The organism is Methylophilus sp. 3sh_L, from assembly GCF_046766015.1.
In the GTDB taxonomy this organism is placed as follows: domain Bacteria; phylum Pseudomonadota; class Gammaproteobacteria; order Burkholderiales; family Methylophilaceae; genus Methylophilus.
Map to the genome: position 1 here is coordinate 342165 of NZ_JBKOUF010000001.1, position 25801 is coordinate 367965.

25 protein-coding genes are annotated in these 25801 nt (G+C 51.5%); 3 read left to right on the forward strand and 22 right to left on the reverse strand.

All coding sequences use genetic code 11. The annotated features are described in order from the left end of the window. Window positions 1-29: 29 nt before the first annotated feature. From ACIDF8_RS01725 to ACIDF8_RS01770, 10 genes are all read right to left on the reverse strand, one after another. Window positions 30-497 carry a MarR family winged helix-turn-helix transcriptional regulator gene (locus ACIDF8_RS01725; protein WP_412008899.1) on the reverse strand — a complete coding sequence of 156 codons (468 nt, stop codon included), beginning with the start codon at window positions 495-497 and terminating at the stop codon, window positions 30-32. 190 nt (window positions 498-687) lie between these two features. Beyond that, window positions 688-1452 carry a DNA-binding domain-containing protein gene (locus tag ACIDF8_RS01730; protein ID WP_412008900.1) on the reverse strand — a complete coding sequence of 255 codons (765 nt, stop codon included), beginning with the start codon at window positions 1450-1452 and terminating at the stop codon, window positions 688-690. After that, a complete protein-coding gene (locus ACIDF8_RS01735) occupies window positions 1452-2330 on the reverse strand; it encodes a DUF692 domain-containing protein (RefSeq protein ID WP_412008901.1) in 879 nt (292 codons plus the stop codon). Before ACIDF8_RS01735 ends, ACIDF8_RS01730 begins: the two co-directional genes overlap by 1 nt. 14 nt (window positions 2331-2344) lie before the next feature. Continuing rightward, a complete protein-coding gene (locus tag ACIDF8_RS01740) occupies window positions 2345-2692 on the reverse strand; it encodes a hypothetical protein (protein WP_412008902.1) in 348 nt (115 codons plus the stop codon). Window positions 2693-2744: 52 nt separating this feature from the next. Beyond that, a complete protein-coding gene (locus ACIDF8_RS01745; protein ID WP_412008903.1) occupies window positions 2745-2993 on the reverse strand; it encodes a zf-HC2 domain-containing protein in 249 nt (82 codons plus the stop codon). Between the two features lie 23 nt (window positions 2994-3016). Next, window positions 3017-3559, reverse strand: a complete 543-nt coding sequence (locus tag ACIDF8_RS01750) for a sigma-70 family RNA polymerase sigma factor (protein WP_412008904.1) — start codon at window positions 3557-3559, stop codon at window positions 3017-3019. Between the two features lie 79 nt (window positions 3560-3638). Beyond that, complete coding sequence (locus ACIDF8_RS01755) at window positions 3639-4289, reverse strand: MOSC domain-containing protein (protein WP_412008905.1); 651 nt, start codon at window positions 4287-4289, stop codon at window positions 3639-3641. A 123-nt stretch (window positions 4290-4412) separates the two neighbouring features. After that, a complete protein-coding gene (locus ACIDF8_RS01760) occupies window positions 4413-4862 on the reverse strand; it encodes a DUF1841 family protein (RefSeq protein ID WP_412008906.1) in 450 nt (149 codons plus the stop codon). A 2-nt stretch (window positions 4863-4864) separates the two neighbouring features. After that, complete coding sequence (gene nth / locus ACIDF8_RS01765; protein ID WP_412008907.1) at window positions 4865-5524, reverse strand: endonuclease III; 660 nt, start codon at window positions 5522-5524, stop codon at window positions 4865-4867. A gap of 13 nt (window positions 5525-5537) precedes the next feature. Then, window positions 5538-6257: an RnfABCDGE type electron transport complex subunit B gene (locus ACIDF8_RS01770; RefSeq protein WP_412008908.1), complete on the reverse strand. Its 720-nt coding sequence runs from the start codon at window positions 6255-6257 to the stop codon at window positions 5538-5540. Window positions 6258-6457: 200 nt separating this feature from the next. Between ACIDF8_RS01770 and dapA the strand changes: the two genes are divergently transcribed. From dapA to ACIDF8_RS01785, 3 genes are read left to right on the forward strand one after another with little or no spacing between them, the layout of a single operon-like run. Next, complete coding sequence (gene dapA, locus ACIDF8_RS01775; RefSeq protein ID WP_412008909.1) at window positions 6458-7339, forward strand: 4-hydroxy-tetrahydrodipicolinate synthase; 882 nt, start codon at window positions 6458-6460, stop codon at window positions 7337-7339. Window positions 7340-7379: 40 nt separating this feature from the next. Further along, on the forward strand, window positions 7380-8633 hold the full coding sequence (gene bamC / locus ACIDF8_RS01780; protein ID WP_412008910.1) for an outer membrane protein assembly factor BamC: 1254 nt from the start codon (window positions 7380-7382) through the stop codon (window positions 8631-8633). Window positions 8634-8645: 12 nt separating this feature from the next. After that, complete coding sequence (locus tag ACIDF8_RS01785) at window positions 8646-9413, forward strand: MBL fold metallo-hydrolase (protein WP_412008911.1); 768 nt, start codon at window positions 8646-8648, stop codon at window positions 9411-9413. A gap of 7 nt (window positions 9414-9420) precedes the next feature. Here the strand turns inward: ACIDF8_RS01785 and ACIDF8_RS01790 are convergent, their stop codons facing one another. From ACIDF8_RS01790 to ACIDF8_RS01845, 12 genes are all read right to left on the reverse strand, one after another. Then, entirely contained in the window at window positions 9421-9753 is a 333-nt protein-coding gene (locus ACIDF8_RS01790; RefSeq protein WP_412008912.1) for a P-II family nitrogen regulator, read from the reverse strand. Between the two features lie 44 nt (window positions 9754-9797). Next, window positions 9798-12899 carry an efflux RND transporter permease subunit gene (locus ACIDF8_RS01795; protein ID WP_412008913.1) on the reverse strand — a complete coding sequence of 1034 codons (3102 nt, stop codon included), beginning with the start codon at window positions 12897-12899 and terminating at the stop codon, window positions 9798-9800. A gap of 3 nt (window positions 12900-12902) precedes the next feature. After that, window positions 12903-14054 carry an efflux RND transporter periplasmic adaptor subunit gene (locus tag ACIDF8_RS01800; protein WP_412008914.1) on the reverse strand — a complete coding sequence of 384 codons (1152 nt, stop codon included), beginning with the start codon at window positions 14052-14054 and terminating at the stop codon, window positions 12903-12905. Between the two features lie 10 nt (window positions 14055-14064). After that, entirely contained in the window at window positions 14065-15309 is a 1245-nt protein-coding gene (locus ACIDF8_RS01805; RefSeq protein ID WP_412008915.1) for a TolC family protein, read from the reverse strand. Window positions 15310-15402: 93 nt separating this feature from the next. Continuing rightward, on the reverse strand, window positions 15403-15756 hold the full coding sequence (locus tag ACIDF8_RS01810) for a hypothetical protein (RefSeq protein WP_412008916.1): 354 nt from the start codon (window positions 15754-15756) through the stop codon (window positions 15403-15405). A gap of 283 nt (window positions 15757-16039) precedes the next feature. Next, window positions 16040-18295, reverse strand: a complete 2256-nt coding sequence (gene clpA, locus ACIDF8_RS01815; RefSeq protein ID WP_412008917.1) for an ATP-dependent Clp protease ATP-binding subunit ClpA — start codon at window positions 18293-18295, stop codon at window positions 16040-16042. A gap of 260 nt (window positions 18296-18555) precedes the next feature. Then, the gene (gene clpS, locus ACIDF8_RS01820) at window positions 18556-18867 is read right to left on the reverse strand and encodes an ATP-dependent Clp protease adapter ClpS (RefSeq protein ID WP_412008918.1); all 312 of its coding nucleotides are present in this window, start codon (window positions 18865-18867) and stop codon (window positions 18556-18558) included. An 81-nt stretch (window positions 18868-18948) separates the two neighbouring features. Further along, window positions 18949-20220 (reverse strand): HlyC/CorC family transporter, encoded by a 1272-nt coding sequence (locus ACIDF8_RS01825; RefSeq protein ID WP_412008919.1) that lies wholly within the window; start codon window positions 20218-20220, stop codon window positions 18949-18951. An 82-nt stretch (window positions 20221-20302) separates the two neighbouring features. Next, a complete protein-coding gene (gene secF, locus ACIDF8_RS01830) occupies window positions 20303-21247 on the reverse strand; it encodes a protein translocase subunit SecF (protein WP_412008920.1) in 945 nt (314 codons plus the stop codon). A gap of 44 nt (window positions 21248-21291) precedes the next feature. Beyond that, window positions 21292-23121 carry a protein translocase subunit SecD gene (gene secD, locus ACIDF8_RS01835; RefSeq protein ID WP_412008921.1) on the reverse strand — a complete coding sequence of 610 codons (1830 nt, stop codon included), beginning with the start codon at window positions 23119-23121 and terminating at the stop codon, window positions 21292-21294. A gap of 60 nt (window positions 23122-23181) precedes the next feature. Continuing rightward, window positions 23182-23496, reverse strand: coding sequence for a preprotein translocase subunit YajC (gene yajC, locus ACIDF8_RS01840; protein WP_412008922.1), 315 nt, complete (start codon window positions 23494-23496; stop codon window positions 23182-23184). A 1010-nt stretch (window positions 23497-24506) separates the two neighbouring features. Then, window positions 24507-25697 carry a tRNA guanosine(34) transglycosylase Tgt gene (locus tag ACIDF8_RS01845; RefSeq protein ID WP_412008923.1) on the reverse strand — a complete coding sequence of 397 codons (1191 nt, stop codon included), beginning with the start codon at window positions 25695-25697 and terminating at the stop codon, window positions 24507-24509. Window positions 25698-25801: the final 104 nt, after the last annotated feature.

A 25801-nucleotide genomic window follows, 5' to 3' on the forward strand; every position in this document is an offset into this window, starting at 1 on the left:
ATACCGAGCAAGTAACCTGCACTGTTTCTTTACATTTCACCTAACGGCTGATTGGCAAGCGATTTGGACTGCGCATCCAGCTTGGTAATCACCATATTCAATGAAGTATTCAAGGCCTGCAAGGATCCAGTATCCAAAGTGTGCAGTACTTGCGGCAGGATGCCATCGACGGGCTTGGGTGCTTTGGCTAGGACAGCATGTCCTGCCTCCGTCACGATCAATCCCACTTTACGTTGGTCTTCACTTTGGCGTTGCTTCTGCACCAGTTGTTTTTTGACCAGCTTCTCCACCAGCAGGCTACAAGTGGATTGATGAATCGCCAGATTTTCTGCCAAGCGCGAAACGCCGAGTTCTGGATGAGTGGCGATTTCATGTAATAACCAGAGTTGGGAACCTGAAATGCCGCATGAAGCTTCAATCTCTCTGAAGTGCTGTCTGACTGTTCCAAAAATAATCCGAAATTGTTTTAAAGCTTCTTTGGCAAGGGTGTTTTGCATGATTAATTTAATGTAAATATTTATGGGTTGATTGTATCAGTTTCCCTGGATTTTCACGTGCTGCCTGGTGCTTAAGCTTGGGAAAAACTCCCAAACAATCATTATTTTAGACAAAAAAGTCCTTGCTGCGATAATTATTTATTAAATTTATATTTATTGGGAAATAATTGTCGGCTATTGTCTTTTTTGGTTAGCGATGCTGGGGCATAAAGAGGATGGCCTGCTGTGTGGCCAGTGAGCATAAAGTCTGCAGGCCAAACGCCAGCAGAGTGTCTATCGGCAGGTCAGGCAGAAAGGTGGACAAATGACGCAGGTGCTGCTCGGCAGTGGCCGTACGTGCATGGACATGTTGCAGCAGTTGATAGGTGAGGGCATTGAGTTGGATAAAGCGTATCTGCATGTCACAAGTCCGGTAAACCAGTAAATAAGTTTCTGAGGCTGGTAGATCTGGTTGCTTGCGCGAAAGTTGATGCACCGGAAATGCATACTGCTGGAGCCGATAAACGGCAGGTAGTCGCACCTGCATGCTGAGCGTAGGTTCGAACGCGGGCGATTCTAGTGCCTGCACCGGCGATGTCATTGTCTGCTCAGTGGGTTCGCGACTCAGTGCCAGCTCCAGCCATTCATAATGTGCCAGTGCCGCTGTGTACGGGGGCAGATCGGGCGTCGGATTTGCGTTTAAGAAATCGACAAAGCTGGCTGGAATGCTTTGAAATAAAGGGTTGCTAAACCGATGTTGACTAAAACAGCCGCGGACCAAGCGGCGGAGTTTGCGCTTGCCTAATATGGAGGCCAGGACTGGAAAACAGGCGCTCACACTGCCAAAAAATTGATTAAACACAATCTGCTGGTAAACCCGCATGCGCCTGCGGTCGGTGCCGCGAGGGGGTGCACAGTGCGCAGGACGGCGCAGCGATGCCGTAAAGGCGGCTTGGTAGTCTTGAAAGTCGACCATCAGGATACCCTGGGAATTTGCTTGGCGTCGTCTGTTAGGTGCGGTTGCTGCAATTGCGCAATCCTGTCTACTTCAGTAAGCACTTCGGCCAGCGCCGGAATATTGCTGTCGCGCTCCAGCAAGGTCGGGAATACGCCCAGGTGCTGATAGGCGTAATCCAGTAATTGCCAGACCGGTTCAATGACTGCTTCACCATGCGTATCGACCAGCAGGTCGGCTTGCGCTTGCCAGTGTCCGGCCAGGTGGCCGTACACTACCCGTTTGGCCGGGACCTGATCCAGGAAGCGATATGGGTCAAAGTGAAAGTTGACGCTGTTCACATACACATTGTTGATATCCAGGTGCAGGTCGCAATCCGCCTCGGTCAGGACGGCATTGATAAAGCTGATTTCATCCATTTCTGAAATCGGCGCCGCCACATAAAAAGAGGTATTTTCAATGGCGATGCGCTGCTCCAGGATCTCTTGCGTTTGCCGGATGCGTTGCGCCACATATTTCACCGCTTCTTGCGTGAAGGGGAGAGGTAATAAGTCATAAATATAGCCATTGCTCAGATCGCTGCAATAACTCAGGTGCTCGGTATAAAGCGGGATCTCAAAATCCCGCAAAAACTGTTTGACCTGTTTGAGGAAGCCCACATTGAGTGGGTCGGGTCCGCCCAGGGATAAGCACAAGCCATGGCAAACAATAGGATAGCGTTGCGCAAACCAGTCCAGTTCTACGGCGTATTTGCCGCCCGCCTGTAACCAGTTTTCAGGGGCAAGCTCCACAAAATTCAGAGATTTAAGCAGGGACTCATCCTGTTGCTGCATCAACGCAGCAATCAGCTCACGTTTGAGCCCCAAGCCAGCCCCCTGAATCTCACTGCGTAACGCCATGTTAACCGCCGCAATCAGGGTTTGCTGGCGTGGCAGCTACCCTCTTTCATCTTCTCTGCAGAACAGCTCCCTTCCTTCATTTTTTCTGCGGAGCAGCTGCCTTCTTTGCTCTTCGTGTGGTGGCAGGAACCGTCTTTCATTTTCTCGGTAGAGCCACTGCCTTCTTTCATCTTTTTCATCTGTGCGCCGCATTTGCCGTTGGCACATTTTCCTTCTTTGGCTTTGCTGGCGGATGCATCTGCCAGCTGATAGCCTTGATCCAGTGTTTTGATTTCAAAGGGGTTGGCCGCGGCATGCGCGACAGCTGCAGCAATCGACAATGCTACCGCGCCTGTCATTAACGTTACCTGATGCTTTTTCATAGGGTTTCCTTCTTGAATGGATTTTAAAGCGGACATTTAGTTAAAGCGGATATTAGTGAAATTTGTCCAGTTGTTGTGTGATTCGTTCTTTGGCTACCGAGGATAACCCAAGTGACTGATCTTCAGTCACCCGTTGCTGCCAGTGGGATAACTGCCTGCGAATCCACAGCAGTTGCTGCTTAAAGCGCCTGCAATAGACGCAAATCAGTAAATGCGCCCTCACGGCCCATCGTTCACGCCAAGTGAGTGGACGGTCCAGTGATTGCGACACCAGCAGGCTGGTTTGTTTGCAATTCAACATTTCTTTTCCTGTGCCACCCGAAGTTACCAGTTCATTTCAAGACATTTACGCAAACCCATGCGGGCACGATATAGCATGACCCAAGCATTGGTCGTGGTGATCTCGAGTTCCTTACAAATTTCGTCATTGTCCATGTCGTCGACTTCACGCATGGTAAAAATTGCTGCCAGTTTTTGTGGCAAGCGTTCCATGCATTGTTGCAAAATTGCCAGAAATTGGCTTTGTTGCAAGGCTTGCTGGGGCAGGTCCCAGGCCTGCGGTTTTTCTGCCCAATGTCCGGTGTCATCAAAAAACTCATCCATATTGGCATCTTCTTCGCTCATGAGTTCCGAAGCGGGCACTTCACGCAATTGTTTGCGCATGCAATCGATGATTTTATGCTTGAGGATGCCTGTTAACCAAGTGCGTGGACTGGAGTGCTCGGCAAAGTTAGGGTTTTTGATTGCTGCGAGCAAGGTTTCTTGCACGACATCTTCAGCTTGATGACTGTCGCGCAAGCGGGCGAGGGCAAACCGGTAAAGATAGTCGCCATGTTCATTGAGCCAGTCATGCGGATTCGGTTTCATGGCGGCTATTGAATCATAGATTCAAAGGAGGGGGAATAGTGGACGTGCAGACCAGCGGCAGGCACGCGGATCTGGGCGGTCATCCCGCCATGCGTGACAGCCGTTCTGAATAGACTTTGCGCAGCAAAGGCGGCAAAGAAGGTACCTGTAAAGCTTTTTGCAGGAGCGCATGGTCGCCTTCGTCCAGTTTTTGCAGTCCGAGGGCCGTCCGTATGCTAATGCCATGGGTATCGTGCTGCAAAATCTTGATTTCGTCACCGGCCTGAATTTGCCCGGTTTTGACTACCCGCAAATAAAACCCGCTAAAACCACTGCGCAAAAACTCGTCCAGGATATCGGGCTTGCCAACTTTATGGCCAAACTTAAAACACGGAATACGTGGCATGGTGACTTGCAGCTGTACTTCCTCCCCTATTTGCAGGAGATCACCTACGCAGACCTCGCTTTCGAGCAGCCCTTCTATCGTCAGGTTTTCACCAAAGGTCCCGTAAGGCAGTGTGGATGTTTGCAAACGGTTTTGCCAATGGGCATAGTGTTCAATTGGGTAGGCATACAGTGCCTGGTATTCGCCACCATGCACCGTTAAATCCGCCTGGCCATCCCCAGCCAAGCCCAAGGCCTGTACAGTCACTTTCCCTGCAAGTGGAGTTTTATTAATGCCAGTGAGAACAGCTTTGCCGTTGATGTGCACGGTTTGCGGCATGGCTGCATTGACTGAGAGTAGTTTCATCGCATAAAAGTATGAAGATTGAGTAATGCAGTCATGCTCGCACAAATCCGCATGGGATTTAATAAGTGATTCAACTTACTTCTTGCTGCGCCAGTGACTCCATGCTGCGCCAGGCACGAGGGCCTATTGACTGGGCGGCATCTCGGCGCGCTGTTCTATCAACTGTAAATAATGCGCAGCATCGAGCCCGGTCTGATTACGTTGCGCCAGCCAGATGGTTTCAGCCAGACATTCGAGCAAGGCGTGCTGGGCGGCGTGCTCCTCCTGAAAGCGGGTGCAAAGTTTGCCGTAGGCCTGCGTGATGCCGATGGGCTGGTTGATGCTGATTTGTTCCTGGATGGACAAATGCAAACTCATGTGCAAAAACGGATTGGTTTCCCCCATTTCAGGGTAATAAGCCTGCTGCAGGTACTGTTCTGGCCGGTCAAGCATCTCGTGGTATTCAGGATGCATATGTATGATGCCCACAGCCATTTTCTCCAGCTCAGTTAAGCCTTGCTGTTGTTTGAATTTTGCCCAGGCATCAAAGAAAAACTGCCTCACTTCATCGCGGCTGGGATTAAACAAGGCCATGGCTAAACTCCTGCCGGTGGGGCAACCGGCTGTATCTGTTTGTCGTGAAATTCACATAAATCTGCAATACAGCACTCGCCGCATTTGGGGGTGCGCGCCGTGCAGGTGTAGCGGCCATGCAGAATCAGCAAATGATGCGCATCTTTGAGAAACGCCTTGGGGGTCGTGCTTAAAAAACGTTGCTCTACCTCGAGCACATTTTTGCCTGTGGCCAATTTGGTGCGGTTGCCAACGCGGAATAAATGGGTATCCACGGCAATGGTAGGTTGGCCAAATGCCGTATTCAGGATCACATTGGCTGTTTTGCGGCCAACGCCAGCGAGGGCTTCCAGCGCTTCGCGGGTATTAGGCACTTCGCCCTGGTGCAAGCGCAATAACTGCTCGCAGCATTTGAGGACATTTTGTGCTTTGGCGTGATACAAGCCTATGGTCTTAATATAACTTTCCAGGCCTTCTACCCCCAGCGCGAGAATCGCTGCGGGCGTATTGGCGACCTTGAACAGCTTTCGCGTGGCAATATTCACGCCTTTGTCCGTCGCTTGGGCAGACAAAATCACGGCAATCAGTAACTCGAAGGTCGAGCTGTGCTCGAGTTCAGTGGTTGGATTGGGGATGGCTTTGGCCAGTCTTTCAAAAATGGCCAGTCTTTTTTGAGCATTCATAACAGGGGTTCAATCATGGTTTGCCAGCCTTAACCTGCTTGCTGGATTGGATCCGCGACAGTGCTGCTGCAATTGCCGCCTGCTTGATGGCTTCTGTCGGTGACGGAGCAGTGCCGCTGACGGCGGACTGCGGTGCCGGATCTTTGTTTAAAGTGTGGGTTGTTGTATTGTTTTCAAGCGCTAGCCGTTTGAGCCGGTGCTGATGGCGGCGTCTGGCAAGCTCGGATTCTGTGGCAGACATTGCCATTTCGCGGCCCGGGATGGCTTGCAACTGGATGCAGTCCACCGGGCAGGGTGGCAGGCATAGCTCACAGCCTGTGCATTCTTGCTGGATGACGGTATGCATTTGCTTGGATGCGCCGACGATGGCATCCACCGGGCAGGCCTGAATACACAGCGTACAACCGATGCAGTGCGCTTCATCAATCACAGCGACTATTTTGCCTTTTGTCACGCCATGCGCAGGATTGAGCGGCTGATAGGGTTGCCGCAGCAAGTTAGCCAGCGCATGAATCCCCGCATCGCCTCCGGGCGGGCATTGGTTGATCGCTGCCTCGCCGCGGGCGAGCGCCTCGGCATAGGGCCAGCAACCCGCATAACCACATTGGCCGCATTGGGTCTGTGGTAGCACGGCGTCAATTTGTGCAACCAATTGTGCAACCAAGGATTCATTATCCGACGAAGCGGCAGTGCCTGCGGGTGCATCAACTGGGAGGTTTGCGGAGGGCTGCATGAAGCATGATAGAGCGTTGATCCGGATGGCCTGATTATAACTGAAAGCGGGCTTCAGCCCGGTGTTTATGCAGTAGGAGGTTGATTAAAATCTGGCATGCTCGCAGCATGGCCGGGTCACAAAACCGTTACAAGCGGTTCTTTGGCGTTCATGCGCATAATCAGTTAAAATATTCGCTTTATTATTGAATGGCGTTAGGTATGTTGACGGGCAGTTTGGTCGCAATTGTGACCCCGATGTTTGAAGATGGTCGTTTGGATCTGGACGCACTCAAAAAGCTGATCGACTTTCATGTCGATGCTGGTACCGATGGCATTGTGATTGTCGGTACGACCGGTGAATCACCGACGGTGGATGTAGACGAGCATTGCCTGCTGATTAAAACGACAGTGGATTATGTTGCCAAACGTATCCCCGTGATTGCGGGCACGGGGGCCAATTCTACCGCTGAAGCGATCGCCTTGACTGCCAAAGCCAAGAGCCTGGGCGCAGATGCCTGTCTGCTGGTCGCGCCTTACTACAATAAGCCTTCGCAAGAGGGCTTGTACCAACATTTTAAAGCCATTGCCGAGGCAGTGGATATCCCGCAGATTTTATATAATGTGCCTGGCCGTACCGGCTGCGACTTGACCAATGACACGGTGTTACGGCTGGCGCAAGTCCGCAATATTGTGGGGATTAAAGATGCGACCGGCGGCATAGAACGCGGGACGGATTTGTTGCTGCGTGCCCCGGCCGAGTTTGCAGTTTACAGTGGTGATGATGCAACTGCGCTGGCCCTGATGTTGTTGGGTGGTAAGGGTGTGATCTCAGTCACTGCCAATGTGGCACCGCAGTTGATGCACGAGATGTGCGCGCAGGCGTTGAGTGGCAATCTGGCTGCTGCCAAAGCGGCCAATGCCAAGTTGTTTGCCTTGCACCAGAAGCTGTTTGTTGAGGCAAACCCGATCCCCGTGAAATGGGTACTGCAACAAATGGGCATGATTGGTACTGGCATCCGTCTGCCGCTGGTCAATTTGTCCAGCCAGTATCACCCAGTATTGCGTCACGCCATGCAACAGGCCGGCATTGCGGCTGCGTGAGCGCGCAAACACTAATTTTAGGATAAGGCAAGTGAAACACATGAGTCATGTATGGTTACAACGCGCAGTGCTGTTCAGTCTGGTGACTGTGTTAGCCGCCTGCGATTCCATCCCGTTTATCAATAACAGTTCAGACTACAAAGGGGCCAACCGCTCCAAGCCGCTTGAGGTGCCGCCTGACCTGACCGCGGTGCGTACCAGCAGCACTTACAACGTGCCAGGGGCGACCAGTTATTCAGCGTATAGCCAAAACCAGGAGGCCCAGGAGCAGAATGGTCCACAGCCCGTACTGGCAGATATGAAAAATGTGCGTATGGTCAAAGCCGGCTCCCAGCGCTGGTTGGTGGTCAATGCGCCGCCAGAAAAAATCTGGCCGGTAGTCCGTGATTTCTGGCTAGACCAAGGCTTTGCCGTGCGAGTTGAAAATCCTGAAATCGGCGTGATCGAAACCGAATGGTTGCAGTCGGATGCGATTAAGCCAAAAGAAGACAATCGTGGCTATGGCGAAAAGTTCGATGCCTGGCTGGATAAACTCTCAGGGTTTGCCGATAGACGTAAGTTCCGTACCCGTCTGGAGCGGGGTGAAAAAGAAGGCACCACCGAGATTTACATGACACACCGTACAGTCGCTGGCGCACCCGATGATGGTAAAAACTATGTCACTACGCAGTTGGGTGTGATTGATACCGGCTACAGACCGAATGCGGCAGACAACAAAAACAATGCCGGCAAAGAGTTTGATGCGGATCTGGATGCAGAATTACTGCGTCGTATGATGGTAAAACTTGGCCTGGATGAACAAAAAGCGGATCAGGTCATGACCCAGGCAGCTTCTGATAAGCGCGCGGATGTGGTGAAAGAAGCCGACCAGAGTGTGACCCTTAAATTGAACGAGCCCTTTGACCGCGCTTGGCGCCGTGTGGGCCTTGCCCTGGACCGGATTGGCTTTGTCACCGAGGATAAAAACCGCTCTGAAGGGATTTTTTATGTGCGTTATGCTGATACCGATGCCGAGGATCCGATCAAGCAGAAGAAAGGCTTGCTGGAGCGTCTTAAATTCTGGAGCAGTGATGACGACGAGAAGGCCGCGACGCCAGCAGAAGTAAAAGGCGATAAAACCAAATTTTGGAAAGGCACTTCTGACGGGGACAAAGCGAGCAAACAGTACCATATCCAGGTACTGGAAAATGCGGATGACACCACCGATGTCTATGTGTTGACGCCGGAAAACAAACGCAATACTTCTACGACGGCAAACCGTATTATTTCGCTCTTGTATGATCAATTGAAATAAGCGGGACCGGTTGTGCGATTTGCATCATTGGGCAGTGGCAGCGCAGGCAATGCCACGCTGGTAGAAGCCGGGGAAACCCGGCTTTTGCTTGACTGCGGCTTTAGTGTCAAAGAAACCGTACAACGTTTGGCCCGCTTAAACTTGCTCCCGGAGCAGCTAACCGGCATCCTGGTCACGCATGAGCATGATGACCATGCGCGTGGGGTATTTAAACTGGCGGCCCGCTACCAGATCCCGGTTTGGCTAACCCATGGCACTTATCGGATGTGTGAACGCTATCTGCCTAGCCAGCCAGTCAAGCTACATTTGATTGATGCCCATACTCCGTTTGCGCTGCGGGACATTGAGGTGCATCCTTATCCCGTCCCCCATGATGCGCGCGAGCCCGCACAATTTGTATTTACGGATGGCGCACACAAGTTCGGCGTGCTCACCGATGTTGGCAGTGTCACGCCGCATATTGTGGCGATGCTACAGGCCTGTGATGGCTTGTTGCTTGAATGCAATCATGACCTGGAGATGTTGCGTACCGGGCCGTATGCGCAATCGCTTAAAAAACGGGTAGGCGGCTGGTTGGGGCACCTGGATAATCAATCCAGTGCCCAGCTATTAGCTCAGTTGGATAACCGCCGTCTCAAACATCTGGTTGCTGCGCATTTAAGCGAGAAAAATAATACGCCTGCCTTGGCCAGGCAGGCGTTGAGTGAGGTCTTGCATTGCGCCAGTGACTGGATAGGCATTGCCCATCAGCAGGAAGGACTCGATTGGCGCGCTTTATAGCAGTGACTTAGTCTATGACCATGATTTGCTCTGAAAGCCGAATCATACGCTCCACCGGCGTCACCCAGACAATGCCATCGCCCACATTGCCGGTATGGGCCACTTCGACAATGGTCTGTAATACACCTTCCACCAAATCGTCCGGCACCACCATATAAAGATACACTTTGGGGCTGTAATCCGTCAGCTCTTCACGTACGCCAACACTCGGCTTTTGCAGATAAGGACCGCAGCCTTCAATCTTGCTGACAGACATCCCAGGAAAGCCCTTGATGTTGCGTAAGGCTGAACGGATTTTAGGTAGCCTTGCCGGTTGTACAACCGCTTTGATTTCTTTCATAAACAGTCATCCTGAATATTTTACGCCGTTAGTGTAGGCGGGGATTATGCCTCTATTTTGCTTTCTTCAAACTTACGGTACAAGGTCGGGACTACAATCAGCGTCAACAAGGTAGATGTGATCAACCCCCCGATAACGACGATGGCCAATGGCCGCTGTACTTCTGAGCCAGGGCCGGTAGCGAACAAGAACGGCACCAGGCCCAGCATGGCTACCGTGGCGGTCATCATCACCGGCCGGAACCGCTGTGCACAACCCTTACGAATGGCTTCAAGCTGACTCAGGCCTTCCTCGCGCAAGGTGCGGATATATGACACCAGTACCACGGCATTGAGCACGGCAATTCCCCACAGTGCAATAAATCCGACAGAAGCGGGTACGGATAAATATTCGCCGGTGACAAATAAGGCAATCACGCCGCCAATCGAGGCAAATGGCAACACCAAAATAATCATGGTGGCAAAGCGCAACGACTGGAACAGCAGGAACAGCAGGAAGAAAATCGCCGCAATCGTCACTGGGATAATGATCATCAGGTGACCCATGGCGCGCTCCATGTTCTGGAACTGGCCCCCGTATTCGAGATAATAGCCATCGGGCAACTGCAGACGCTGGTTCAGCACTTGTTGCAACTCCGCTACGAAGCCCCCCAGGTCTCGGTCTTTCACATTGACGCCAATCACAATACGGCGCTTTGCCAGCTCGCGGCTGATCTGCGCCGGACCATCCTTCACTTCAATATCGGCCACATCGTCCAGCGCCACACGCGAGCCGTTAGGGGAGGTCAACATAATGTTGCGGATGGCTTCTTCATTATCACGGAAAGATTCTGGATAGCGCACCGCGGCAGAAAACCGGCGTTGACCTTCAAAAATCTCGGTGGCGATCTTGCCGCCAATCGCTGTTTCAACGATATCGTGAACATCGGCAGTATTAATGCCATGACGGGCAATTGCCTGACGGTCTATCGTAATATTCAGGTATTGTTGCCCGGAGACTTTCTCGACCTTGATTTCTGTGGCGCCTTTCACTGTCCCGGCAATCCTGGCGATTTCGTCAGCTTTCTGCTTCAAGGTATCCAGGTCTTCACCGAAAATCTTGACTGCAACATCGGCCCGTACCCCGGTCAATAACTCATCCACACGATCAGAAATCGGTTGTGCCATGATGATCTGTACCCCTGGAAGATACTTTTCAAGTACTTGACGCATTTTTTCCGCGATGTCATCCTGGTTCCAGCCTGCAGGCCATTCTTCACGGGGTTTCAGGCTGATAATCGGGGTCGATTCGTTTTGTGCCTGCGCGTCGGCCGGACTTTCACCGCGACCCAGCCCTGAGATGGCGGATTTGACGCCTGGCACTTGTTCCATAATCAGCTTCATCGCCTTGTTTTCCATTTTCATGGACTCTTCCAGCGAGATATTCGGCACCCGGTTAATGCCCGGCACAATCGAGCCTTCTTTCATTTCTGGGATAAACGAGGTGCCCAGGAAAGGGAATAAGCAAATCGTGCCAACAAACAACAGCGCCGAGAAAGTAATGGTTTTTTTCTCGTTATTGAGTACCCAGTTTAAGGCTGATAAATAAGGTTTTTTGATCGTCTGTATTAGCTTGGTGTCTTCGCCGCTTCCTCCTTTTAACACATAAGAGCAGAGCGCAGGCGTCATCGTCAGTGACAAGACCAGGGAGACAAACAGGGCAATGGCAATCGTGTAGGCCAGTGGCGCAAACATTTTGCCCTCCATGCCTTCCAATGTCATTAATGGCAGGAACACCAGAATAATGATACCTACGCCAAATAAGACCGGTGTTGCTACCTCACTGGCAGCCTCGAGGACGACACGGATTTTGCTCTCCTCCTTGCGATGCCCCAAATGGTGAAAGGCATTCTCCACCACCACCACCGAGCCATCGACCATCAAGCCAATTGCAATCGCCAGACCACCTAGGGACATCAGGTTGGCAGAAATGCCATAGTGGTTCATCACCATAAAGGTAATCAGCGGCGTCAGCACCAAGGTGCCCACGACAATCAGGCTGGAGCGTACGTCGCCCAGGAACAAGAACAGAATCACAATCACCAGGATAATGCCTTCAATCAGCACTTTGGTGACAGTGTGTAGCGCTGCATCAACCAACTCACTTCGGTCGTAGTAGGGCACAATCTGCAGGCCATGTGGCAGCATGCCTTTACTGTTGATTTCTTCGACCCGCGCCTTGATCCGGCTGACGACCTCTTTGGCATTACCGCCACGCATCATGATGACAATGCCGCCCACAGATTCGGTGTCGCCATTTTTCAAAACGACGCCGACACGCACCTCATGGCCGATGGTCACTTCAGCGACATCACGGATATAGACGGGGATGCCGTTTTCTTCCTTAAGTACCATGTTGCGGATATCGTCCAGGTTTTGTACCAGGCCCACACCGCGGATCAGGTATTGCTCGGCATAGTGTGGCAGGATACCACCGCCACTGTTGGCATTGTTCCGAGCCAGCGCTTCGTAGACATCTTTAAGCTTGATCGAAAAATGCGTCATCCGGTCTGGATTCACCAATACCTGGTACTGTTTGACATAGCCGCCTTGCGAGTTGATTTCGGCCACACCAGGAATCCCCCGCAGCAATGGGCGCACGACCCAATCCTGGATGGCACGTCTTTCTGTCAGGTCTTCCCGCGTCAGCGCTTGCTTGCCATCGCTAGGTTTGTCTAGGGTAAATTGATAGACTTCACCCAAGCCGGTAGAGACGGGGCCCAGGATGGGCGTGACACCTACAGGCATCCGTTCCATGACTTCCATCAGGCGCTCCATCACCAGTTGCCGTGCGAAATACACATCGGTGTTGTCGGTAAACACCAAAGTGATCAGCGATAGGGCGTTTTTGTTGACTGACCGCATTTCTGTCAGACCGGGCAGGCCGGTCATGGCAATTTCCAATGGGACGGTAATAAAACGTTCAACTTCTTCGGGCGATTTGCCCGTAGCTTGGGTGGCGATCATGACCTGGACATTGGTCACATCTGGGAAAGCATCCACCGACAATTTTTTAACCGCAAACAAGCCTGCCACAATCAATGCGACGGCCAGTACCAATACAATCAGGCGCTGCTTGAGCGCACTGCGGATTAATGACTCAATCATGCCTTACTCCATTTCTTTGCGCTTACGCTCGTTATTGACGTGGAAAGCGCCATCCAGCACGATTTGATCGCCCGGTTGCAGGCCCTGCAAGACTTCCCGGTTGCCCTGATAGGTTCTACCCAGGGTGACCGGCAGCAGTTTATATTGGGTCGGTTTTAGGGTTTGCACAAACACATGGTCAGCATTGTTTTCACGCACGACGGCAGTGGCCGGTACCGCGACCACTTTTTCCGGCTTGGCTTCAAGCAGGATGGTGATCAGCATGTCGGGCTTCAACAGCATCTTGGCGTTGTTAATGTTGGCACGCGCCATCACCGTGCGGGTGGCCGGGTTGACGATATCGCCCACAAAAGCCAGCGTGCCGGTAAGTTCGGCATCATCCAGTGCCGGGACTTCAATATTAATGGTTTGGCCTTCACTGATATGTGCAATTTGCTGTTCGGGGATCTCTGCCACCGCCCAGACATGGGATAAGTCTGCAATCACAAATAACTCTTCCGCTGGGGCAACCACTTGCCCCAGCCTGGCATTACGCGCAATCACTGTACCGGTGATTTTTGAGTTGACCTGGCTGGTAGACATGCCGCTATTGGCCAGCCCCAGCTGTGCAATGGCATTCGGTGCCATCCCCAGCACCAGCAATTGGTCGCGTGCCGCATTCACTTCGGCATTGGCGGCATTGAGTTCACCCTCGCGGCGTTGCAATTCTGCCGGGCTAATCACATCTGCTTCAAGCAATTGTTGGGCACGGTCCACGGCTTTTCTATGCAATTGCATTTGCTGGCTGGCTTTAATGTAGCTCAATTGATACTGCGCCAGTTCTGTACTTTTGATGGTCGCCAGCCGTTGACCTGCCTTGACTTCGTCCCCCAAATTGACATCCAGCGTACTGATACGGCCGGTAATGGAGGCCCCTGCACGGGACTCATATTGCTCATCGACCTGGATGCGGCCAGGGATGCGTAAGGTATCGACAAATTGGATTTCGGTTACCGGGCCGGTTTTGATATTGGCTTGTAACTCTTTGGTCAGGCTAACCAGGCTAGGATCGACCACTTCTTTTTTTTCTGCAACCGGCGCAGGTTTTTCTGAGCACGCTGAACACATCACAGCCAATGCAGCTGCCAGCAAGGTTGAAAATAATACACGAGACATGACCATCCCCTTAAGGTTGTACCAAATCGGAACCGATGAAACGTTCGATTTGCAAGACACTGAAAAAATAATCGAATTTGGCAATCAGGTAGTCCCGTTTGACTTCACGATTGACGCGTTGCGCATCCAGGTATTCCAGGATGCCGCGTTCTCCGAACTTATAAGCGGCTTCAGCGCGACTCAACGTCGCCTGTGATTGTTGCAACAGCCCGTTTTCAAACACTTTTAGCTGGTTGCTGGCAATCACCGTGCGTTGGTAAGCACTGTCGATTTCCTTACGCAGCAGCAATTGTTGCTGCTTGATATTGGCATTCGCTTCTTCAATCCCGGCGGCGGCTTGTGCAATCTGGCCTTCGCGGCGGTTCCACACCGGTAAGGGGACAACTACGCCTAGTCTAAAGGTATTGAGGTCAGGGTCTTGTGTGAAATCTGACTTCAAAGTTACTCCAGGGAAGCGCAATGACTGCTCCAGTTTGAGTTTGGCTTCCGCACTATCCCTGGCGCTCAGTAGCTGCTGTAGGTAAGGATTGTTCTCAGCCGAACGTCTTAACTCAGTGATATCGGGCAGGCTAGAGATGGTCGGTAACTGACGCTTGATCTCAAACGAATCCGGCATATTGCCTATCATGCCATGCAATATCGCCTTGGCTTCATCAATTCTGGTTTGTGCACTGGCATAGTCACGCTCAGTCGCCAGCACTTCAGTATCCGCCTTAATCAGCTCGTATCGTGCGGCTTCGCCGATCTCGACTTTGCGTTTCACCCGGCTTTGTACTTGTTGCAGCAAGGTCAGGTTTGCCCCCAACATTTCCATAATTTGCTGCCTAAGCAGGACATTCAAATAAGCCGCCTTAATCTGGTTACGCAGATCAAAGCTGGTGGTATGGATGCCTTTTTCGGCGTAATTGAACTGCTGTTCTGCATACTCGCGCCGCGACGCACGCGTACTCAAAAAGTCCAATGGTTGGGTGATTGTAATGCCGTAATTTTGACGCGAGCGCTGATCTATATGACGGGCTCTGGATGGACCTGTCATGATCTCTAGATCCGGATTATAGTAAGAGCGCGACACGGTAATTCCGGCAGCCGCCGCCGCCGTTTGCGCTTTGCTCACAGCAATTGAAGGGTTTTCTGCAACGGCTTTGTCCAGCAGCATTTGCAGGTCAAAAGTTTGGCCCTCGGCCAGTGCGAGGACAGGCAGGCTACACAGCCATCCTAGCCAACATAAGGTTCGCCAACGAATACAAGACAACATAATGATCCTCATAGCAGGGGGCTGTTGACAGCACCCTGGGAATACATATGACGCCTGCGTCAAATCGTAATGATTTGCGCAGGCACGACGTCTTTAAACAGATTGCGGAGGCCGGTCTAGCAAGGCGGGTAAAAGCAGATGATAGGAAGAGGACAGGTGTTCAGGCGGATTGAACTGAGTTTTATGCAAGGGATAGCTAAAGCCAGGGAGCAAGATTTTATCAATGTCGATTTCGGCAATTTCCAGCATGTCTATCGAATTGCTGACCTCGCCAAAGTCTGCCGATAAGGCGTCATCGGCCGCATTAGACAAGGTCGTGACCGTAATACTTGCAGCATCAAGCAAGCCGGTTTCGAGCAGGGTTGTGGTCGCCGCCGGTTCGGCAGCGGTTGTTTGCAAGGCAAACAATAAACACAATAGATGAAGTAAATAAAAAATCTTTTGCATGTACAAAATCGGATCTGTCAGGCAATACATTGATAGCAATAACTATACCAGCATTTTTGTTATCGCTAACATATTGATTTTAGGCTTGCCTGTAGCAGTGCCTGGTTACAACGCAGATATTACGTATGCTTTACAAAAAAAGACTGCACCAAAGTTGTGCAGTAGTCCCGTGTCGCTAGGGCCGCCCATTGATTGGTGTATAGGCTTTGCCGAACATTAAATACAAAAGCCTACCAAGACCTTGGAATTGAGGGTCTTGGTAGGCTGAAAGTTCAACCTTAAATCAGGCTGAGACCGTTTCTTCTTTGAAAATCAACTGGATTTGGTCATGGTCATCAATGTCGATATGGACATGACCACCGTCACTTAAGCGACCAAAGAGCAATTCGTCAGCAAGTGCTTTGCGGATGGTGTCTTGGATCAGGCGTGCCATTGGACGTGCGCCCATTAATGGATCAAAGCCTTTTCTACCCAGATAGGCTTTGAGCTCCTCGCTGAAAGTGACATCGACTTTTTTCTCATGCAACTGATCTTCAAGCTGCATCAGGAACTTGTCTACCACGCGCAGAATCACTTCCTGGTTCAATGCGCTGAAGGACACCGTCGCATCCAGGCGGTTACGGAACTCAGGACTGAACAAGCGTTTGAGATCCGCGGCTTCGTCAGTACTATCCTTGCTGTTGGTAAAGCCGATGCTGGCTTTGGACATGCTTTCTGCCCCGGCATTGGTGGTCATGATGATGGTCACATTGCGGAAATCTGCTTTGCGGCCATTATTGTCGGTCAGTGTGCCGTGGTCCATGACTTGCAGCAGGATATTGAAAATATCCGGATGCGCTTTTTCAATTTCGTCCAGCAACAAGACGCAATATGGCTGTTTTGTCACAGCCTCGGTGAGTAAGCCGCCCTGATCAAAACCAACATAACCCGGAGGCGCACCAATCAGTCGTGAAACGGCATGACGCTCCATGTATTCGGACATGTCAAAGCGTAGCAATTCAATCCCAAGAATGTAGGCCAATTGTTTTGCCACCTCGGTTTTGCCGACACCAGTCGGGCCCGCAAACAGGAAGCTACCGATCGGTTTGTTGCCATTGCCCAAGCCGCTGCGCGCCATTTTAACCGCAGAAGACAGGACTTCAATCGCCTTGTCTTGACCAAACACGACGGCTTTAAGGTCACGTTCCAGTGTTTTAAGCGCATTGCGGTCGTCGCTGGAAATGTTTTTGGGTGGAATGCGTGCAATTTTGGCAATGATCTCTTCAATCTCTTTGTTGCCAATAACTTTTTTCTGCTTGCTCTTAGGCAGGATGCGCTGCGCAGCCCCGGCTTCATCAATCACATCAATCGCCTTATCTGGCAGATGACGATCATTAATATATTTGGCTGACAACTCAGCGGCGACCGTCAGTGCGCTGGCACTGTATTTCACGCTGTGATGCTCTTCAAATTTGGTTTTCAGGCCTTTCAGAATCTCAATGGTCTCAGCCACACTCGGCTCTTGCACGTCGATCTTTTGGAAGCGGCGTGACAATGCGTGGTCTTTTTCAAAGATACCGCGATACTCCTGGTAAGTAGTGGCGCCTATGCACTTGAGTGAGCCATTGGAGAGCGCTGGTTTCAGCAGATTGCTGGCATCCAGCGTACCGCCACTGGCTGAGCCCGCACCAATCAAGGTATGAATTTCGTCAATAAACAAAATGGCATCCGGCTTTTCGGCCAGTTGTTTCATAACCGCTTTCAAGCGTTGTTCAAAGTCACCACGGTATTTGGTGCCGGCGAGCAGCGCACCCATGTCGAGCGAGTACACTGTGGCATTTTCCAGGACTTCCGGAATTTCCTTATTGACGATGCGGGAAGCCAAGCCTTCTGCAATGGCGGTTTTACCTACGCCAGCCTCACCCACTAACAGTGGGTTGTTTTTGCGGCGGCGGCACAGCGTCTGGATGACGCGTTCAAGCTCCAGGCCACGGCCAATCAGCGGATCAATTTTGCCCGCAACGACTTGTGCATTGAGGTTCAGCGTGAAGTTTTCCAAGGCGCCGGTGCTGACGCTTTCACCTTCGGTTTCCTGCTCAGTGCTACTGGATTTGGGCTCGTTTTCCTGGATTTTTGCCACGCCATGCGAAATGAAGTTCACCACGTCTAAACGGGTGACGCCTTGTTGGTGCAGGAAAAATACTGCATGAGAATCTTTCTCGCCGTAGATGGCGACCAGCACATTGGCACCGGTCACTTCTTTCTTGCCTGACGATTGGACATGTAGCATGGCGCGCTGAATCACGCGCTGGAAGCCCAGGGTAGGCTGTGTATCTACCTCATCGCTACCGGCAACGGTGGGCGTATGCTCTTCGATATATTGGGTAAGTTCGCTACGCAGGGTATCAAATTTGGCACCGCAAGCGCGCAAGACTTCAGCGGCTGTCGGGTTATCTAACATAGCCAATAACAGATGCTCAACCGTAATCAATTCGTGACGCTTTTGTCTCGCGTCCATAAAAGCCATGTGCAGGCTAACTTCAAGTTCTTGAGCAATCATGATGACTTTCCTTAATACACTACACTACAAAAAACGCCGGATTCACAATAGCAACCCTGCAAACTGTCAAAAACGATTTGTTTTCTTGTTATCGTGCTTTTTTCAAAAAAATTCAATGCCCCAATCGTACTATTTGCTCAAGTTTAAATGAGTCAAACTAAATGAAACCATGTATTCACATGCTACCACCGGTGCCTAGACTTCTAAGCTTAAGAATGTCAGCGGATTTGCCCGATATTCTTGCGATGCTTATTGCTGTCTTACGCCGCTTCAATCACGCATTGCAGCGGATGTTGCGCTTCTCTTGCCGATTCCAGCACCTGATGCATTTTGGTTTCTGCAATATCCTGCGGGTATACCCCACACACCCCTACGCCCTCGGTATGTACTTTGAGCATAATTTGTGTGGCTTGTTCGCGCGTTTTGCTAAAAAAACGTTCAATCACCGCCACCACAAATTCCATTGGGGTGTAGTCATCATTCAGTAACAACACCTTAAATAGTTCGGGAGGTTTAGGCTTGGCGATTTGCGGGGCTACCGCCAAATCACTATCACGCTTGGGTCGTACCATAGTTTCGTATACCTGTGTTAGGACTTATTTTGCGCCTTGTATTAAAAAATTCAAGTGCTGAATACGGAAGTTATCCGTGTTTTAAAGATAAATTTTGACGCGCTTGACGATACGGTCCTGCGCTTCCAGAATTTCGAGCCGATGATCGCCAATCTTGAAACTGGTATTTGGCTCGGGGATATCCTCAAAGTGCTCCAGAATCAGTCCATTCAAAGTACGTGGACCATCGGTGGGTAATGAGAGTTTCAATTTGCGGTTAAGGTCGCGCAACAGGCTGCTGCCGTCGACCAGCCAACTGCCATCTTCATGTTGGTGAAAGTGGCGCTCTTGTTCCGGGGATTGCGTGGTGAATTCACCAACGACCTCTTCCAGGATATCTTCCAGCGTGAGCAAGCCTTTAAATTCACCATACTCGTCCACGACCAGCGCGATGCGTTCATGGTGCTTCTGGAACTGCTGCAATTGCGTATACAGCGGTGTGCCAGAAGGAATGTAGTAGGGCAGGCTCATCGCGGCTTGTAGCAGTGCTTTAGTCGGCGTCTGGCCGGTATGGAAGTCGCGCAGGAGCGGCAGGACTTTGCGCACATGTAAGATGCCGACAATGTCTTCATGATCCCCCTGGCGCACGGGTAACCTGGAATGGTGGCTACGCACCAGTTGTTCCATGATTTGCTCCACCGGATCGTCCAGGTCGATGAACTCCACCATGGTATGCGCCGTCATGGCATCGTCGACAATAATATCTTCCAGGTCGAGCAAGTTAAGCAAAATGGTGCGGCTTTGCGACGGGATATATTGGCCCGCATCACTGACAATACTGCGTAATTCTTCCGAGGTCACGGCTTGGGTGTGTTCGTCAAAATTGACCCGGATGTGCAGTAGCTTGAGAAACGCTTTGACGAACAGGTTGACAAACCAGACGACGGGCGTAAATAGCCATAACAGGGGATAAAGCAGGTAACTGCTGGCGAATCCCAATTTTTCGGCATGTGCAGCAGCAATCACTTTGGGTGAAATTTCACTGAAGACCAGAATGGCAAAGGTGATCGCCAGTGAGCCAAACATGAGCACATAGTCGCCTTCGCCGAACAAGCGCTCGGAAATAATGACTTCCAGCGTTGATGAACCCACAATACAAAAGGTGTTGCCTAACAGGATGGCGCCCAGGGTTTTATCGGTTTGTGCAATCAGGCGGCTGGCCAGTTTGGCGCCCCGGTGACCCTCTTTGGCCAGATGCCGCATACGGTAACGGTTGAGCGACATCAAACTGGTTTCGGCAATGGAGAAAAATGCCGTTAAAGACAGCAACAGCAGTAGCAGGCTAATCTGCCAGCTTAAGGGGATATTGTCCAAGGAGGGTGACGTTAAAAACAAGAAGCCACTAGTGTACTCACCAGTGGCTAAAAATCAAGGGAAACCGGGACTAGGCCGCGGCTTAGGGGGCAAGGACGGCTTCGTCTTCTTTATGCTTTTTCTCGCTGTCGCCAATCAGGTTGGCGCGGCTCACGCCCAGCCACATGGCAATCGGGCAAGCGACCAGTACTGAAGAGTAAATGCCGAATAGAATGCCGATGGTTAAGGCCAGCGAGAAGTTGTGCAAGGTTTCGCCACCAAAAAACAGCATGGAGCAGACCATGGTTTGCGTCATCATGTGGGTGATGATGGTGCGTGACATGGTGCGGGTAATCGCATTGTCGATCACTTGCACTGCGCTGGCTTTACGCATTTTTTTGAAGTTTTCCCGCACGCGGTCAAAGACCACCACAGATTCGTTCACTGAGTAACCCAGGACGGCCAGGATCGCCGCCAGCACCGTGAGGTTAAATTCCCACTGGAAGAAGGCAAAGAAGCCCAAAATGATAATGACGTCGTGCATGTTGGCGATAATCGCTGCCACGGCAAAGCGCCATTCAAAGCGTAAGGCCAGGTAGCCCATGATGCCAGCACACACCAGCAGCAAGGCCAGTGCGCCATTTTCATACAGCTCTTCACCGACTTGAGAACCGACCGATTCCACCCGGCGGATTTCAGCACCAGCATCCGCGCCTTTGAGGGAGGTTGAGATTTTTTCCGAGAGCTGGGCAATGGATAATTCTTTTTTCACCGGCAGCCGGATCAGCACATCCTGGCTGGAGCCAAAGTTCTGTACAGTGACATCTTTCAAACCAACGGCATCCATGACCTGGCGGATTTGCTCGATATTGGCCGCCGCCGGGTAGTGTACCTCCATCACGGTACCCCCGGTGAAATCCACGCCATAATTGAGGCCGCGGTGCAGCAGAAAGAAAATCGCCAGTATGAAGGTGATCAGTGAGATAGAGGTGGTGAGACGCCCGTAACTCATGAACGGGATGTCTTTTTTAATTCTGAATAATTCCATAATGTGTTCTCTTAAATGCGTTTCTAGTCCAGGCAGGTCGGGGATTAGCCGATCCGCAGGCGTTCAATCTTGCGGCGGTAGCCATACAAGAGATTCACCAGTGCGCGAGAAACCAGCACGGCACTAAACATAGAGGTCAGAATACCCAGCACGTGGACCACGGCAAAGCCTTTGATCGGACCGGTGCCGAACATAAACAGTGCCAGGCCTGCAATCAGGGTGGTGACGTTGGAGTCCAAAATGGTGTCAAACGCGCGGTCATAACCAGCGTGGATGCTGGCTTGTGGCGTGTTGCCGTTGCGTAACTCTTCACGGATACGTTCGTTAATCAGGACGTTGGCGTCAATCGCCATGCCCAGTGCCAGCGCAATCGCAGCCAGGCCAGGCAAGGTGAGTGTGGCTTGCAGCATGGAAAGAATCGCCACCAGCAACAACAGGTTGACGCCCAAGGCCATCACTGACACGCCACCAAACACCATGTAATACACAATCATCATCACGGCAATCGCGGCAAACCCCCACAGTGTAGAGTGCACCCCGCGTTTGATATTCTCTTCACCCATGCTTGGGCCAACGGTCCGCTCTTCGATGATTTCCATCGGCGCTGCTAGTGCACCCGCACGCAGCAGCAATGAAATATCTGTTGCTTCCTGAGCATTGGCCATGCCGGAAATCTGTACACGGCCACCGCCAATTTCTTCGTTGATGACAGGCGCCGTAATGACTTCAGTGCTGCCTTTTTCAATCAGCAAAATCGCCATGCGTTTGCCAACATTTTCACGCGTAACGTTCTTAAAAATGCCAGCGCCGCGGCCATCCAGCGTGACATTCACGACTGAAGCGCCATTTTGGCCATTCACGCCAGGGCCGGCATCGGTAATGCGGTCACCGGTCAGCACGACATTCTTTTTAACCAGTACAGGGCGGCCATCACGGTCACTAAACAGCTCATCGCCAAACGGCACCTGTCCATTTTGCGCCTTTTGCAAGGTCGCCATGTCAGACTTCTCTTCGTCTACCATGCGGATTTCCAGCGTGGCAGTTCTACCCAGGATTTCCTTGGCCTTGGCGGTGTCTTGCACGCCTGGCAACTGCACCACAATGCGATCCATGCCTTGCTGTTGCACAATCGGCTCAGCCACGCCCAGCTCATTAATCCGGTTATGCAGGGTTTGCAGGTTTTGCTTGAGCGCGAATTCTTGAATGCGTTTTTGCGCCATCACGCTCATGCTGGCAGTCAGGTTAAAGTCCTTGTCGCTGCCCGTGATTTTATAAGTCAGGTCTGAATAGTCCTTGGCCAGCAGGTTGCGAGCCTTGGTGGCTTCTGCTTCGGATTCAAATTTCACTACCACCACTTGGCCCTGGCGCTCAATGCCGAAATAATTGACTTTTTCTTTACGCAAGGCCATGCGGAAATCGCCCATGGTGCTTTCCGCCGCTTTATCCAGTGCGGCTTTCATGTCTACTTGAAGTAGAAAGTGCACACCGCCACGCAAGTCCAGACCCAGATACATCGGCTTGGCGCCTATGCTTTGCAGCCAGTTTGGCGTTTGTGGCACCAGATTGAGCGCGACGGTATAGTCTTTGCCCAGGTTGGCGACCAATTTGTCTTTTGCCAGCAGTTGCGTATCGGTATTGGCAAAACGTACCTTCACGCCGCTCGCATCCATAAACACGCCATCAAACGGAATATCCGCGAGCTTGAGCGTATCCTCCACTTTGCGCAGCAAGCCCTCATCCAGCTTGAGCGAAGTTTTGGCCGGACTGATTTGTACCGCAGGCGACTCCCCAAAAAAGTTGGGGATCGTGTATAGCAGGCCAATCACAATCACGGTGCCGATCAGCACAAATTTCCATAACGGATAACGGTTCATAACAAACTCTTGTTCAGAATGAAAGGCAAGCGCGTTGCGCTTGCACTAAATGGATAACAATTAAATGGACTTTAAGGTGCCCGCTGGCAGCAGAGTCTGCACGGTGTGTTTTTGCACATGCACCACGGTATTGGCGGCGATTTCGATACTGACAAAGTTTTCGCTGACTTTTGTCACTTTGCCGACGATCCCGCCATTCGTTGCCACTTCATCGCCCGCTTTCAGTGTTTCGAGCATGGATTTATGCTGTTTGGCCTGCTTCACCTGTGGACGGATCAGCATGAAGTAGAACAACACAAAAATCACCACCATAGGCAAAAAGCTCATGAAGTCGGTGGCTGGCGCGGCTGCGGCATAGGCATTGCTGATAAACATAATACTTGTTCCTGAATGAATCTAAGAAGTAACTCGCGATTCTAGCACAGGGAAGAGAAGAATAAATGGCGGGGTGTTATTCGAGGATGAATGGGCTTGATTTCCTAAAGCGTGTTTTATGGGTATCTCTTGGCGATGTCGGTAGGAATCTGCAAGGTTAATACTAATCTTATTAAAATCGAAGAACGAGTGATGGGTTTTCTGTAAGTCTTTGTTGGTATTTCTCAGGCGCTTTAGCTTTATTTTTCGCCCTTCGGCGAGTTCCTTTTCTTTGCTTGCCCAAAGATAAAGTAACCAAAAGAAAGTGCACCCCAGCTTCCGCTTTTATCCTGCGCTACTCGGCTTGCCGGGCGGCCATCGAAACTCGCCCTAGCGGCTTGCAAAGAACGCAAGCCACCGCGGAACTCGGACAGCCGATGGCCGAAGGCTCCCGCCAAGCCTGCGTTGCTCGGCGCGGCAGATGGGGACCCCGAAAACCATGCGAGCGCAACGAGCGTAGGATTGAACAAAAGAATTATTTTTTTTGAGCAGTTCAAACATCAACCGTGTGAGTTTGGCTAGATGAATCCCATTCCATCACGCAGAGTAGCGGAAACAAAGTAAGGAAAAAGGGAGCGACTGTCTGAGATCCGCAACAAGCCACGACGTGTGTGGCTTGTCAGGGCGAGTTTCGTGACCGCTTACTTGTTGATAACTAAGACTGCAAAGCAGTCTATTACGGCGTAGGCTAACTCGCATAGCGACGTTAAGCGCAGCGGCCGTAGCCAACAACGCAAGGGAGCCGCAAGGCCGTGATGGCTGGGTGTCGTCCTCTTTGGCTACGGCCGCCACGATGTGGCTTAGCCTGAAGGTTAGCCTACGCCGCAACACTTCGTTAGTTGTGGTCACTTTCTGTGGGGCAAGCACCAGAAAGTGACTCGCCGAGAGGCGAAATACAGTGTTGTAATGAGAATGACCTTTTGTTCTAAATCATGCCTTGTTGCGACTCGCCCATGCGTCAGATTGCGACGTTAACGTTTTTCCGCCCGCTTCCGAGCAAATTCCGCCTTAAACGCCTCAAAACGGTTTTCTTCAATCGCTGCCCGCATGCCTTGCATTAACACTTGGTAATAATGCAGGTTATGAATGGTGTTCAAACGTGCCCCTAGAATCTCGCCGATGCGGTGCAAATGATGTAAATAAGCACGGCTGAAGTGTTGGCAGGTATAGCACTCGCATTCCTCATCTAGTGGCCGTGTATCTGTTTTATAACTCGCATTTTTGATTTTGACATCGCCATATTGCGTAAATAGCCAGCCATTGCGCGCGTTTCGGGTTGGCATCACGCAGTCAAACATGTCGATACCGTAGCTGACGGCATCGACCAGGTCTTCTGGCGTGCCGACGCCCATGAGGTAGCGTGGTTTGTCTTTTGGCATTTGTGGGGCGGTATGCGCCAGGATGCGTAGCATATCTTCTTTGGGTTCGCCCACGGACAAGCCGCCAATCGCGTAGCCGTCAAAGCCGATCGCCTCCAGGCCCTGGCGCGAAATATCGCGCAGGTCTTCGTACATGCCGCCCTGAATAATCCCAAATAAAGCGTTGCCGTTAGTTGGTGTGATGTCTGAACGCAACTGGTTCACTTCGGCAGGGCCACCCACCATGGTCAGCGTGTGGGTGATGGTCTGCGTTTGGTAGACATTAAAGGCGTCGCGGCTGCGTTGCGCCCAGCGCAGGCTGAGCTCCATCGACTTGCGTGCCTGGTCGTGACTGGCAGGGTAGGGCGTGCATTCGTCAAAAATCATGACGATGTCGCTGTTCAGCACGCGCTGGATGCGCATGGACTCTTCCGGCGTCAGAAAGCAGCGGTCGCCGTTAATCGGAGATTGGAACTTGACGCCTTCTTCGGTAATTTTGCGCAATTCGCCCAGGCTCCATACCTGAAAACCGCCTGAGTCCGTGAGGATGGGTTTGTCCCACCCCATGAATTTGTGCAGGCCGTCATGTGCCGCAATCACTTCCAGGCCAGGCCGTAACCACAAATGAAAGGTGTTGCCGAGCACAATGTGCGCTTGTATCTCGTTGAGTTCTTGCGGCGACATCGCTTTGACCGTGCCATAAGTGCCCACCGGCATAAAGGCCGGGGTTTGGACTTCGCCATGGGGAAGGCTAACGGTGCCGCGGCGGGCAAGGCCATCGGTGTTGTGTAAGGAAAACTGCATGAACGTGCGATAACTGGCTTAAATAAACCATTATTTTAGCACAAGCGCCATGCTTGCCCCTTGCTGAGAAAGTGCGCTTGCGTAGAGCGCGTACGCTTGCATTT